The sequence below is a fragment of the Rhizobacter sp. genome, from assembly GCF_032229685.1.
In the GTDB taxonomy this organism is placed as follows: domain Bacteria; phylum Pseudomonadota; class Gammaproteobacteria; order Burkholderiales; family Burkholderiaceae_C; genus LMDS01.
On sequence record NZ_JAVTWP010000010.1, the window covers coordinates 87,711 to 100,180 of the forward strand.

The 12,470-nt window shown below is 66.0% G+C and carries 13 protein-coding genes; all 13 read right to left on the minus strand.

Translation table 11 applies throughout. The annotated features are described in order from the left end of the window. Nucleotides 1–7: 7 nt before the first annotated feature. Nucleotides 8–613 (minus strand): pilus assembly PilX family protein, encoded by a 606-nt coding sequence (locus AC30PD_RS04025; protein WP_489534351.1) that lies wholly within the window; start codon nt 611–613, stop codon nt 8–10. Further along, nucleotides 610–1,788 carry a PilW family protein gene (locus tag AC30PD_RS04030; protein WP_489534352.1) on the minus strand — a complete coding sequence of 393 codons (1,179 nt, stop codon included), beginning with the start codon at nt 1,786–1,788 and terminating at the stop codon, nt 610–612. The genes AC30PD_RS04025 and AC30PD_RS04030 overlap by 4 nt, the downstream gene beginning before the upstream one ends. A gap of 8 nt (nt 1,789–1,796) precedes the next feature. Further along, a complete protein-coding gene (locus tag AC30PD_RS04035) occupies nt 1,797–2,303 on the minus strand; it encodes a hypothetical protein (RefSeq protein ID WP_489534353.1) in 507 nt (168 codons plus the stop codon). Between the two features lie 24 nt (nt 2,304–2,327). Beyond that, entirely contained in the window at nt 2,328–2,948 is a 621-nt protein-coding gene (locus AC30PD_RS04040) for a GspH/FimT family pseudopilin (protein ID WP_489534354.1), read from the minus strand. Continuing rightward, nucleotides 2,942–3,394, minus strand: a complete 453-nt coding sequence (locus tag AC30PD_RS04045) for a type IV pilin protein (protein WP_489534355.1) — start codon at nt 3,392–3,394, stop codon at nt 2,942–2,944. Before AC30PD_RS04045 ends, AC30PD_RS04040 begins: the two co-directional genes overlap by 7 nt. Before the next feature lie 171 nt (nt 3,395–3,565). Next, nucleotides 3,566–4,657 carry a 3-dehydroquinate synthase gene (gene aroB, locus AC30PD_RS04050; RefSeq protein ID WP_489534356.1) on the minus strand — a complete coding sequence of 364 codons (1,092 nt, stop codon included), beginning with the start codon at nt 4,655–4,657 and terminating at the stop codon, nt 3,566–3,568. 40 nt (nt 4,658–4,697) lie between these two features. Then, entirely contained in the window at nt 4,698–5,258 is a 561-nt protein-coding gene (locus AC30PD_RS04055) for a shikimate kinase (protein WP_489534357.1), read from the minus strand. 6 nt (nt 5,259–5,264) lie between these two features. Then, nucleotides 5,265–7,163, minus strand: coding sequence for a beta strand repeat-containing protein (locus tag AC30PD_RS04060; RefSeq protein WP_489534358.1), 1,899 nt, complete (start codon nt 7,161–7,163; stop codon nt 5,265–5,267). Nucleotides 7,164–7,204: 41 nt separating this feature from the next. Continuing rightward, nucleotides 7,205–9,379 (minus strand): type IV pilus secretin PilQ, encoded by a 2,175-nt coding sequence (locus tag AC30PD_RS04065; protein ID WP_489534359.1) that lies wholly within the window; start codon nt 9,377–9,379, stop codon nt 7,205–7,207. Then, nucleotides 9,376–9,918, minus strand: a complete 543-nt coding sequence (locus tag AC30PD_RS04070) for a pilus assembly protein PilP (RefSeq protein ID WP_489534579.1) — start codon at nt 9,916–9,918, stop codon at nt 9,376–9,378. The genes AC30PD_RS04065 and AC30PD_RS04070 overlap by 4 nt, the downstream gene beginning before the upstream one ends. Next, nucleotides 9,918–10,619 (minus strand): type IV pilus inner membrane component PilO, encoded by a 702-nt coding sequence (locus tag AC30PD_RS04075; protein ID WP_489534360.1) that lies wholly within the window; start codon nt 10,617–10,619, stop codon nt 9,918–9,920. Before AC30PD_RS04075 ends, AC30PD_RS04070 begins: the two co-directional genes overlap by 1 nt. Before the next feature lie 7 nt (nt 10,620–10,626). Next, complete coding sequence (locus AC30PD_RS04080; protein ID WP_489534361.1) at nt 10,627–11,289, minus strand: PilN domain-containing protein; 663 nt, start codon at nt 11,287–11,289, stop codon at nt 10,627–10,629. Further along, nucleotides 11,286–12,365, minus strand: a complete 1,080-nt coding sequence (locus AC30PD_RS04085; RefSeq protein WP_489534362.1) for a pilus assembly protein PilM — start codon at nt 12,363–12,365, stop codon at nt 11,286–11,288. Before AC30PD_RS04085 ends, AC30PD_RS04080 begins: the two co-directional genes overlap by 4 nt. Nucleotides 12,366–12,470 lie beyond the last annotated feature (105 nt).

A 12,470-nucleotide genomic window follows, 5' to 3' on the forward strand; every position in this document is an offset into this window, starting at 1 on the left:
GACGTCTTCAGTTCAAGACGACCTGGGTGTAGCTGACGGTGTTGCGCGGCCCGACGACACGGGCCGTGACACGGTAGAACGGGGTGGGCATCAGGATCGACGGGGCATCGCCGTAAGAACCGCCACCCTTGCTGCCACCGCCACCCGAAGAAGGAATGGAATCGGAGCACTGCTGGGCACCACCGAAAGACGGGCCGGGCAAGGCGCACAGGCGCTGCACGATCCAGCGCACGCTGCCGCTGTTGGTGACCAATGCGTCGGGCACGGCATTCCACATGGGTGCCCAGTCGGCCGAAGTGGGGTCGACATTGCCGGCCCAGGTGGCGTAGTAGCCGTTGGCCGGGGCGTCGGCGCCGAGCAGGCCCGAATTCACCGTCAACCAGTTGCGGCCGGCTTCGATGCCGGCATCGGCGACCGCCGTGGCCCCCTGCTTGAAAGCGATATTGCCGGCGATCGACACGCCCGAGCTCATCTGGCGCAGCATGGCCAGGCCGGCGAGCGTCATCACGATCAGCACGACGAGTGCCACGAACATCACCACACCGCGCTCGCTGCGCCGTGCCGCGAGGCGGGCGCGCAAGCGCGTGCCAACAATCTGGATTCGGGAATTCATGGTGTCATGCCCCAGATGACGTTGCGCAAGGGAATCTCTTTTTCGTAGACGCGATAGCGGTAAAAGCGCCAGTTGAGCGGGTTCGGATCGTTGGGGCCGAAGGAGTCGGGCGAGCCGTCGACGTTGGTCATCACGAAGGCGCTGTTGGGCACGCCGAGCGCGTCGCCCGACCAGTTGGGCACATTCGGCGTGACCGCGGCCGGCACGCCCGAAGCGCTCTGGTCGGCCGTTCTTTCGAACTGGCGGCTCCGCACCAGCATGCCCACGCGCACCGAGAGCACTTGGGCCCAGGCAGCGGGGGTGGCCGGGGTGGTGTTGCTCCAGGTGTCGACGCGGCGGTCACCGTCGGTGTCGAGGCCGTAGAGCGCTTTCATGTTGACCACGCCTTCGCCGACGACGAAGGCCGGCGCGCCACCGATGAGCTCGGTGCTGGTGAGGTTGCCGGCGGCCGTGTCGACCACCCACGAGGCGCGGCGCGGCGCCGGCCCGAGGCTGTAGATGTTGCCCAGGGCGCCCAGCGCCGGCAATGCCGCCGAGTTGTAGCGTGCCGTGAGCGTGCCGGCCGGGGTGGCGTAGAAGTTAGGGAAGGTCACGCCGTCGGCGTGCGTGATGGTGCGCCCGTCGGGGTTGGTGTCGTCGGTCACCTGCAGCAGGTTGCAGTTGGCACCGACCGCCGCGATCGCCAGGTCGCCGGTCTTGAACCCGTTGCGGCGCGCGAGCGTCTTGCTCGTGCCCGTGGATGCGGTGAACTGCTCTTCGGAGACGAAGAACGGCGAGTTGCCGTAGAGCACGTTGATGGTGTCGGGTTGGCCACCGGCGAGAACGATCTCGACCGGCACCATGTTGAAGGCCAGGTTGCGGCCGGTCAGCGTGTCGACGCCAGTCACGGCACAACCCAGCGAGTTGGGCGGCGCCGTGGGAAGCGACGGGCCGATGCCCATGAAGCCGAGGCCGGCCTGCTTCACGTCGCGCTCGAGATTGAACATCGCCAGCGCACCGGCGCTTTGTGCGTCGCTGCCGGCGGTGGTGGAGCGGGAGTGCGTGTCCCAGGTGGCGATGGTCTTGAAGATCACCAGCATGCCGACCACGCCGATCGCCACGCCGACCAGGATCTCGACCAGGCTGAAGCCGCGCGCGTGGCGCGGGCTGGCCGTGTGTGAGCGAAGCTGCTTCATGGTGCGCATCAGTTGATGTAGGTCACTAGCGTGTGGCGCCGCATGGCCTGATCGTTCGGGGCCTGCCAGCACACGGTGATGTCGACCCGGTTGAAGTTCGCGGTGTCGACCAGGATCTGCTGGCTGGTGGCCGTGGCACCGGGCAGCCGGCGCGGGCCGGCGAGCACGCCAGCAGCCCAGGCCAGCACGACCGGGTTGGTCGAGGCGGCGCCGCCGAACGGGCACCCCGCCGGGCCGGCGGCACCGGTCGGCAGGTGCGCGAAGGTGTTGAGCGAAGCCACCAGCACCGGGTCGGCGCCGGTGACCGGGGTTGTGCTGCGCGCGACCGTCACGGCGATCTGGTTGGCGATTTCGTCGGCGAGCGCAGCGGCATCGGTGCGAAACCGTGCGTCGGACTGCGCGCCGATGGCCGTGCTGCCCATCGCCACCAGGCCGAGGATGCCGAGCGAGAAGATCAGGATCGCGATCAGGGCCTCGATGACCAGAAAGCCGCGTTGCTGTTTTTGAGTGCGCATGCTCGTTGCTCTTTCAGAACCGCGTCAGAGGCACGAACGGCTGTCGCCGATCGGCAATTGCGGGTCGCACACCCGCACCAGGCCGCCCGGCGCGGCCCGCACGCGCAGGCAGCGCATCGGGCCCGCCGGGCCGCACGCGCCACCGGCGAGGTTGTTGATGTTGAGCTGGATTTCGCTGGTGGTCGTGGTGCCACCGAAGCCGTTGAACGCGACCATGCCGCCGAACGCCGCCGGTGGGAGCACGGCGCTGCCGGTGACGGCCACCGTCGGCACGCTGCCGGCGATCTGACCCGAGCCCTCCAGAGCCGACTTGGCGTCGACGAATGTGCAGGTTCCGGCAACCGCATCGCACTCGCGCACAACCCAATTGCGCCCGGTTGCCGAGGGAGCAGCGGCGTTGGCGATGTCGGCCGTGGCGATGTCGGTGTCGGTCAGCAGGAACTGGACTTGCGTGTTGCGGCGGATCGCTTCGGTGCGGGCGATCTGCAGGCCGGCCGCGTAAGACTGCGCGGCCGTGCTGATCTTCGAGTTCTGGAAATAGGTCGTCATCGAGGGCAGGCTCACCATCACCATGAGGGCGACGATGACGAGCGCCACCAGCACCTCGACGAGGGTGAAGCCCCGGGCGACGCGCTGCTTCAGCATGCGCCGTCTTTCTTCAGCACCCAGCAGTCGGTGCGGGTGGTCCAGCCGGTGGGCAGCGCCGGTGTGGACATCACCACGCCCGTGAGCGGCGCCATGGCCATCTGGTAGGTGAAGCCGGCCATGCTGGAGCCGGCCACGCCGGTGGCACGGATGGTGTAGTTGGTGGCGTTCAGCACCGGGCAGGTGAACGCGAAATTGACCGTGTCGACCGGCCGCATCGCGACCGAGACCGCCGGCGCCACGGTGCAGGCGCCCGCGTAGGTGCGGTTGTCCTGGAAGAACTGCTCGAACTTGACCCGCATGGCGCCGAGCGCCGAGGTGGCCTCGGTGATGCGGGCGCGGCGGATGTAGTCGGTGTAGCTCGGAATCGCGATGGCACTCAGGATCGCGACCACGGCGACCGCGATCATGACTTCGATGAGGGTGAAACCTTTTTGGACGCGCATTCGGGACCTTCCCAGTACTTGACGGCAGTTTATGGAGGCCGATGCGCTCAGGCACGCGCCGGCCGACGAACGGAAGAGCTGACTCGCCAGACGGCAAGCGGCCGTGTGGCGGCCGTGCCGCAGTTCACGGTCATGGCCGGGCCGCCACGGCTGGCGGACGGGCCTCGGCCGTCAGGCGGTGTGTTGTTCGATCACCTGCGCCACCACGGCACGCGGCGCGCGGCTCAGGCGCGCACTGCCCTGGCCGTCGATCAGAACGAACCTCGTTTCACCGGCTTCGGCCTTCTTGTCGACGCGCATGAGCTCCATGTAACGCTCCACGCCGAGGGCCGGGCCGCGCACCGGCAGGCCCGCACGCTCGATCAGCAGGGCTATGCGCGAAGCGTAGGACGCGTCGATCAGCCCGAGCCGGGCCGACAGATCGGCCGCCATCACCATGCCGCAGCCGACGGCCTCGCCGTGCAGCCAGGCGCCGTAGCCGAGGCCCGCCTCGATCGCGTGGCCGAAGGTGTGCCCGAAGTTGAGGATCGCGCGCAGGCCGGCTTCGCGCTCGTCCTGCCCCACGACCCAGGCCTTGATTTCGCACGAGCGCCGGATCGCTCGGGCCAGCGTCGGCCGATCGCGTGCGACCAAAGCCGGCAGGTGCTCTTCGAGCCATTCGAAGAACGCGTGGTCGGCGATCGGGCCGTACTTGATGACCTCGGCCAGGCCGGCGGCAAGTTCGCGCGCCGGCAGCGAGTCGAGCGTGTCGATGTCGGCCACCACCAGCAGCGGCTGGTTGAACACGCCGATCATGTTCTTGCCCATCGGGTGGTTGATGGCGGTCTTGCCACCGACCGACGAGTCGACCTGCGCCAGCAAGGTGGTGGGCACTTGCACGTAGGCCACACCGCGCATGTAACACGCTGCCGCGAAACCGGTCATGTCGCCCACCACGCCGCCGCCGAGCGCGAACAGCGTGGTCGAGCGGTCGCAGGCCGCGCCGAGCAGCGCGTCGAAGATGGTGTTGAGCGTCGCCCAGTCCTTGTACGACTCGCCGTCGGGCAAGGTCACGAGGTGCGTACTGGCGAACTTGCCTTGCAGCGCACGCGCGAGGCGGTCGGCGAAGAGCGGCGCCACCGTGCCGTTGGTGACGATCACGGCCGCACTGGCAGCAGGCAAGGCTTCGAAGGTTTCGGGGCGGTCGAGCAGGCCCGAGCCGATGAGGATCGGGTAGCTGCGGCCTTCGAGCTCGATCGTGACGCGGGCGGGTGCGGAAGTCATGGCGGGGGTGGTTGAAGGCAGATGGCGCGTCGACCGGCCATCAATGGGGCAGCAGCGGGTCGACGACCGAAGGCACGCTGTAGGGGTCGATGACCCCGCCGAGCTCGAGCTGGGTCAGGATCGTGGACACCAGCGTCGGGATCGACGAGCGCCCGGTAGCTACCACGAAGTGTGCCGTTTCCTGGTAGAGCGGGTCACGTACCGCATGCAGGTCGCGCAGGCGCTGCAGCGGGTCGTCGACGCGCAGCAGCGGCCGCTTGGTGTCGAAACGCAAGCGCCGGAACAGCGCTTCTGGCGAGGTGTTGAGGTAGAGCACGGTGGTGCGCTCGCGCAGCATCGCGCGGTTGGCGGCGCGCAGCACGCTGCCACCACCGGTGGCCAGCACACCGTCGAAGCGGCTGGTGATGTCGGCGAGCACGCCCTGCTCGACATCGCGAAAGCTCTCTTCGCCTTCGCGTTCGAAGAAGCTGCGGATCGACTCGCCGAGCCGCTCTTCGATGACCTGGTCTGAATCGGCCATCGACAGGTTCAGCCGCTTCGCGAGATGCCGCGCGACGGTGGACTTGCCACCGCCGGGCATCCCGATGAGGCTGAGGATCACCGCGGTTTAGTTCGGGTCCGAGCAGGAAGGGCTGCCGCCGAGCGGGCCGGAGCCGAAGGGGCTGACCACGCCGGCTGGTGGGTTCGTCGCACTGCTGAAGTCTTCGGAAGAACCGCTGACGAAGAACACCGCTTCCTTGAACGACTCGGTTCCGGACACGATGGCCTCGGCACGCAACTTCACCTGCACCCACGGCGCGTAGCTCTCGGCGTAGATCAGCGAAATGGTGCCGCGCCCCGTGGCGTCAGTGGTCAGCACACCGGTGGAGCCGACGCTCGTCGAGTTGGACGTGGTCACTGAGATCACGTTGCCAGGTTCGAGCACCAGGCTTCCGTTCGAGTCCTCGCCGGCATCGAGCACGCCGTTGTAGTTGATATCTTCGTTGGCGCAGGTCACGACGTCGGCCGCGTAACCCCAGGTCGACGTACCGTAGATCAGCCGGCCCTTGCGATAGAGCGTCGGCAGCACCTTGATCGTCAGGGTGATGTTCGGCACGGCCACGCCGTTGGCATCGGTCACGTAGACCGTCCAGTCTTTCTTGTAGGTCTGCGGGTCGATGTTGGAGATCACGTTGCCGGTGCCCAGCGCGATGAACAGCGCGCTCTGGTTCACCGTCAGTGAAGCCGTACCGGTCACGGTCGAGTCGGTGGCCACGGTGGCGGACAACACCACGCCGTTGCTCGCCGTCGTGTTCGGCCCGGCAATGAATTGCACCGAGGCTTGACCGCTGGTGTCAGTGGTCGCCGAAGCCAGGCTCAGGTTGCCACCGCTCGGGTCGGCGATGCGGTTGAAGTTGACGGCGACGCCACTGACCGGGTTGCCTGCGGAATCGGTCACCGTCGCGAGGATGCGTGCTTGTTGGGCCGTCGCGCCGCCCGGGTTGGGGCCGACGGCTGTCGGCGTGGTTTGCAAGACCAGCCTGGCTGGCGCGCCCGCCACGAACAAGATCGGCAACGTGGCCTGCGCCGAGACGCCCGTTCCGGTGTTCGTGAAGGTAGCCTGCACGGTGGCCGGACTTGCGGTGGTCGAGGTCACTGACACGGTCACTTGACCGTTGGAGCCGGTCACGGCACTCGGTGTAACGCTGCCGGCCGTGATGGCGAAGAGGATCGTGGCGTTCGCCACCGGCGCGCCATTCGAGAGGTACTGCAGCGTGACCTGCGAGGTTGTGCCAACCGCGATGCGCGTACCCGCGGCGGGGTTGATGAAGCTGAACGCTTCGGCACTGATCTGGATCGTGCTCGTCACCGTGGCGCCGGCTGCGTCGAACTTGAGGTTGTCGCTGCCGGCGTTGGTGGCGGTGTAAGTCAGTGTTGCGGTGCCCTGCGAGTCGGTGGTGATCGAGTTCGCCGAGAGGCCGTTGTTCAGGCTGCTGGTCACAGCGACGGCCAGGCCGGAAATCACCGCGCCTTTCGAATCGACCGCCTTGACGCCAATACTGGCTGTCCCGCCCAGCGTCACCGTGGTCACACCCGCATAAGTCAGCACGGTGCCGACCACGGGAATGACGATCTGGCCGCGAGCTCCGCCCGACGTGGCAGTGACAGTGATGTTGCGGTTGCTTTTGTTCGAGCCGGCAGCCAATGTGGCCGTGGCCACGCCAGCCTTGTCGGCGACGGTAGCCGCCGAAGTCAGCGTGCCGGAATCGGTCGAGAAAGTGACCGGCGCGTCGGCCAAGGCCACGTTGCCGGCGCCCTTGACGATGGCCGAGATCGTGACCTGGTCACCACCGCTGCCGATCTGCACGGCACTGGCGATCACGTCGACCGCTGTCGCAGCCGAGGCCGGGGGCGTGGTTCCGCCGCCGCCACCGAAGGGCGAGCTGCCCTCATTGCCACCACCGCCGCTGCAAGCCGCCAGGCCCAGCGAAACCAGCCATACCAAGGTGTGTCGAAGCATCTTCATTGTGAAGCTCACTCTTTATGTCGCGTCAGGTGCGCTGGCGTTCAGCGCACGGCGGTTTTGTCCGACACGACTTTCGGTGTCAGGAAGATCAGCAACTCGGTCTTGGTCGCAGCCTTGGTCTTCGTCTTGAACAGGTTGCCGAGGTAGGGGATGTCGCCCAGCAGCGGCACCTTCGACACGTCTTCGCGCTCGAGCTGCTCGAAGATGCCGCCGATCACGACAGTGCCGCCGTTCTCGACCAGCACCTGCGTCTTCACGTGCTTGGTGTTGATGGCGAAACCGGCGCTGCCGGCCAGCGCACCGCGGCTGTCCTTGGTGATGTCGACGTCGAGGATCACGTTGCCCTCGGGCGTGATCTGCGGCGTGACTTCGAGCTTGAGATTGGCCTTGCGGAACACGATCGACGTGGCACCGCTCGAGGTGGCCACCTGGTACGGAATTTCTTCACCCTGTTCGATGATGGCCTTCTGCTGGTCGGCCGTGATCACGCGCGGGCTCGACACGACCTTGCCCTTGCCTTCGGCTTCGAGCGCCGAAATCTCGAGGTTCAGGAAGCGGTTCGCGGTGGCGCTGAACAGCGACAGCGCGAACGTGGCAGCGTCAAAACCGCCTTGGCCGGTGGCCGGCAGGTTCACGAAGTTGGTGTCGCTGAAGTTGACGGTGCTGCCGTTCTGCAGCGTCTGGCCACCCACCGCGTTGAGATTGGCCCCTGGCGAGATGCGGGTGCCGCCGCCGACGCTGTAGCCGGGAACACCACCGCGCACACCGCGCAGGTCCGAGGCGCCGAGCTTCACGCCGAGCGATCGGCCGAAGGTGTCGTCGGCCTCGACGATGCGCGACTCGATCAGCACCTGCCGCACCGGCACGTCGATCTTGGCGATGAGCGTCTGGACCTCTTCGAGCTTGGACGGAATGTCGTTCACGAACAGCTGGTTGGTTCGCGATTCCGAGATCACAGACCCGCGCGGCGAGAGGATGCGCGTGTTGCTGCCGCCACCGCCGCCGCCCGCACCCTGACCGGTGAGGCCCTTGGCCACGTCTTCGGCCTTCGCGTAGTTGAGCTGGAACGACTGCGTGCGCACCGGCTCCAGCGACGCGACCTGCGCTTTCGCTTCGAGCTCGATCTTCTCTTTGGCGTTGAGCTCGTCTTTCGGCGCGATCAGGATCACGTTGCCCGACTTGCGCAGGCCGAGTGCCTTGGCTTGCAGGATGATGTCGAGCGCCTGGTCCCAGGGCACGTCTTTCAGGCGCAAGGTCACGTTGCCGGTGACGGTGTCGCTCGTGACAACGTTAAAGTTGGTGAAGTCGGCGATCACTTGCAACAGCGCGCGCACTTCGATGTTCTGGAAGTTCAGCGAGAGCTTCTCGCCGGCGTAACCCACGCCCTGCGTCAGCTTGTTCGGGTCGACCTTCTGCGGCCGAACTTCGAGCACGAACTGGTTGTCGCTCTGGTAGGCACTGTGCTCCCAGTTGCCTTTGGGCTCGATCAACATGCGCACGCGGTCACCGCTCTGCGTGGTGGTCACGGTGTTGATCGGCGTGCCGAAGTCGGTCACGTCGAGCCGCTTGCGCAGGTTGTCGGGCACGGTCGAGCGCAGGAACTCGACGACCAGGCTCTGGCCTTGTTGACGAATGTCGACACCCACCTGGTTGTTCGGCAGGTCGACGATGACGCGGCCGGCGCCATCGCTGCCGCGGCGGAAGTCGATGTCTTTCAGCGCCAGCGGGTTGCGGTTCAGGCTTTCGGCGAAGCGCACCGGCTCGGACGAAGCAGGCGCTGTGGCGGTGGTGCTCGCTGCCGGTGCGGCCGTGCCGTCGAGAACCAGGAGCAGCACCTTGCCTTGCAGTTCGGCACGGTAGCTCGCGGCCTTCTTGAGGTTCAACACCAGGCGGGTGCGTTCACCGGCCTGGGCCACGTTGACGGAGCGCAGGTTGCCTTGGTTCACTTCGACGCTGGGCTTGCCCAGGCCGTTGCTCACGCCGGGCAGGTCGATCGCGATGCGCGGCGGCGTCTGGATCGTGAAGCCGGCCGGTACCGCAGCGAGCGCTTCCGAGAGCTCGATGCGAACGACCTCGGAGCCCGCTTGCTGGGTGGTGTTGATCGACTGGATCGCGTTCTGCGCCATCGCAGGTGCGCAAGCGCCGACGAACAACGCAAGCGCCAAGGCACGGGAGCGCCACTTAGCTGTCATCTGATTCTCCTGATTGCTCTTCATCGCGCCTTCTCCTGGAGCTGGAGGGCGCTGCTGCGCTCGATCCATTCGCCCGCTGCATCCTGAACAATTTCCCTGAGCGACAACTCGGTCTCGGAAATCTTGGTGATCTTTCCGTAGTTCTGCCCGAGGTAGTCACCCTGCTTCACTTGGTAGAGCAGGTTGTCGACCCGCAGCAAGGCATAAGGGCGGCCCGACTTGGAAACGCTGCCCACCATGCTCATGCTGTCGAGCGGGTAGGCCTCGAGCGGCTCCTTGCGGCGGTTGATTTCTGCGGCGAGCAGCGAGTTGGGCTGACGTGCTTCCTGCTTGAGCGCCACGCTCAGCTTCTGGCTGCTGAATGGCTCGACACCGGTCAGCGCCACGTAGGCCTGCGGAATGAACTTCTTGGGCGGCGACAAGGGTTGCACGCTGGGCTTGACCTCGCGTTGCTGCTGGTCCATCCACTGGGTGAGTTCGTCCTGCTCACCACCGCAGCCGGCCGCGGCGAACGCCACGACACCGATCGACAGCAGCAACCTGGCTCGTGCTGAAGTGGCCATCATTTCTTCGCCCCTGGCGCCGCAGCGGCTTTCGCCTTGGCCGCGTTTTTCCTGATCTCTTCGAGCTCGTTGGGGTCGAGGTAGCGGTAGGTGCGCGCCGTGGCTTCCATCGACAGCGCACCGCCCGTGTCCTTCGGCGACGTGATCACGAGGTTGTGCAGGGTGACGATGCGCGACAGGTTGGCGATGTCACCCGCGAAAGCCCCGATGTCGTGATACCGGCCCGACACCTTGATCGAGATCGGCAGTTCGGCGTAGTAGTCCTTCACGACCACCGAACCCGGCCGGAACAGTTCGAACTGCAGCCCTCGCCCCAGGCCGGCCTGGTTGATGTCTGAGAGCAGCGCGTCCATTTCGGCTTTGCCGGGCAGCTGCTTCTCGAGCTGGGTCACGTATTCCTCGACCTGCAGCTTCTGCTTGCGCAACTCGGCCAGGTTCACGGCCTGGCCCAACTTCGAGCGGTAGTCGGCCTTGAGCGCCGGCTCGCGAGCGCGCTCGGAGTCGAGGCCTTCGTGCGCAGGCGAGAGCAGGAAGAACCAGCCGAGCACCACCATGAACAGGGCCACGGCCACCCAGGCCAGCACCTTGGGAAGAATGGGCCATTGGCCGGGCTGCTGCGGGTTGAGCGCGCGGAACTGTGACGCCGCGCCCTCGAACACCGAGTTCAGGTCGACGTTGATCGCTTTTGCTTTGGTCGCCATGTCGGTCTCAGCCCTTCTTCGCGGCAGGGGCGCTGGCCGGCTTCGGTGCCGCACCACTGGCCGGCTTGCCGGGTACCGGCGCCGCCACGGGCACCAGCGCCGGCTTGTCCTGCGGGCGGTTCACGCTCAGGCGCAGGCTGAAGTCAAACAGGCGCTTCTGCTCCTTGTTCGCCGCGGTCAGCGTCATCGCCTTGCTTTCGACGAGCTCCGGGCGCACCAGCCACTCGGAGCTGTAGGCGGTGTTGCGCAGCAACTCAGACACGCGCTCTTGCGTCTGCGCGATGCCGTTCAGCGCCAGCACCTGGCCGTCTTGTTTCACGGTCGTGAAGTAGATGCCTTCCGGGGTCTGCTTGACGAGTTCGTTGAGCAGGTGCACCGGCAGATTGCGGTCGATCTGCAGGTCTTCGACCGCCTTCTGGCGCGCCGTCAGCGAGGCGATCTCAGCACGCAGCGCCGCGATGTCCTTGATCTGCTCGTCGAGCTTGGCGATTTCGGTCGTCAGGAACTGGTTGCGCTCTTGCTGCGAGGTGGTCAGTTGCTGAACGATCAGGTACCAGCCCCCCACGATGGCCAGGCCGGCGACCGCGGCAACGCCCAGACCGGCGAAGAAAGCGATCTTGCGGCGCTGGCGGCGCTCCTCCCGGTGCGGGAGCAGGTTGATCAGGATCACTGCACGAACCTCCGCATGGCCAGACCACAGGCCGTGAGATACGACGGGGCCTCCCGGCGCAGCTTGCTTTCACGCACGGCCGAGCCGAGCTTCATGTTCTCGAACGGGTTGACCACCATCGAGGCGAAGCCGGTCAACTCGGTCACACGGTCCTTCAGCCCCGGCAGCGTGGCGGTGCCGCCGGCGAGCATCACGTAGTGCACCTTGTGGTGCGGCGTGCTGGTGAAGAAGTACTGCAACGCGCGGCCGATTTCCTGCGACAGGCTGTCGACGAAGGGCGCGAGCAACGAGGTTTCGTAGTCATCGGGCAGGTCGGCGGCGAGCTTCTTCTGTTCGGCTTCTTCATACGAAAAACCGTACTGGCGCGAGATCAGCTGGGTGAGCTGCGAACCGCCGAAGGCCTGGTCGCGGTCGTACAGCATCTCGTCGTCGCGCAGCACTTTCAGGCTGGTGGTGTCGGCACCGATCTCGAACAACGCGACGAGCGCGTCCTTGCCTTCGTTGGGCAAGCCGGAAACGATGCGGCTCATGGCCAGGCGCGAGGCATGCGACTCGATGTCGAGCACGGCCGGCTTCAGGCCGGCAGCCTCGGCCAGACCCTGGCGGTCCTGCACGCGGTCCTTGCGCGAGGCGGCGATCAGCACCTCGACGTCGCCGACCGACGTGGCGCTCGGGCCGATCACACAGAAGTCGAGGCTCACTTCGTCGAGCGAGAAGGGGATGTACTGGTTGGCTTCGGTCTCGACCTGAAGTTCGAGTTCTTCCTCGCGCAGGCCGGCCGGCAGCATGATCTTCTTGGTGATGACCGCCGATTGCGGCATGGCCATCACGACCTGGCGTGTCTTCGTGCCACTCTTGGAGACGACGCGCTTGACGGCTTCTGCCACTTCGTCGAACTTCTCGATCTGACCATCGGCGATCCAGCCTTTTTCGAAGCTTTCGACGCCAAAACGCTCCAGAACGTACTCACCCGTGGCGGTCTGTGCGAGTTCGACGAGCTTGACGCTGGACGAGCTGATATCCAGGCCGATCATCGGTGGATGCTTGCGACCCAACAACGTGTCTAGAAAGCTCACGACGCCTTTCCCCCAGCGGTCGAACTAGCGTGCTGGATTGTTAATAAGTTACTTCAATGCTAGCAGTAAAGCCCTTGAGTCCCAAAGCATTTTCCGGATTCGGGG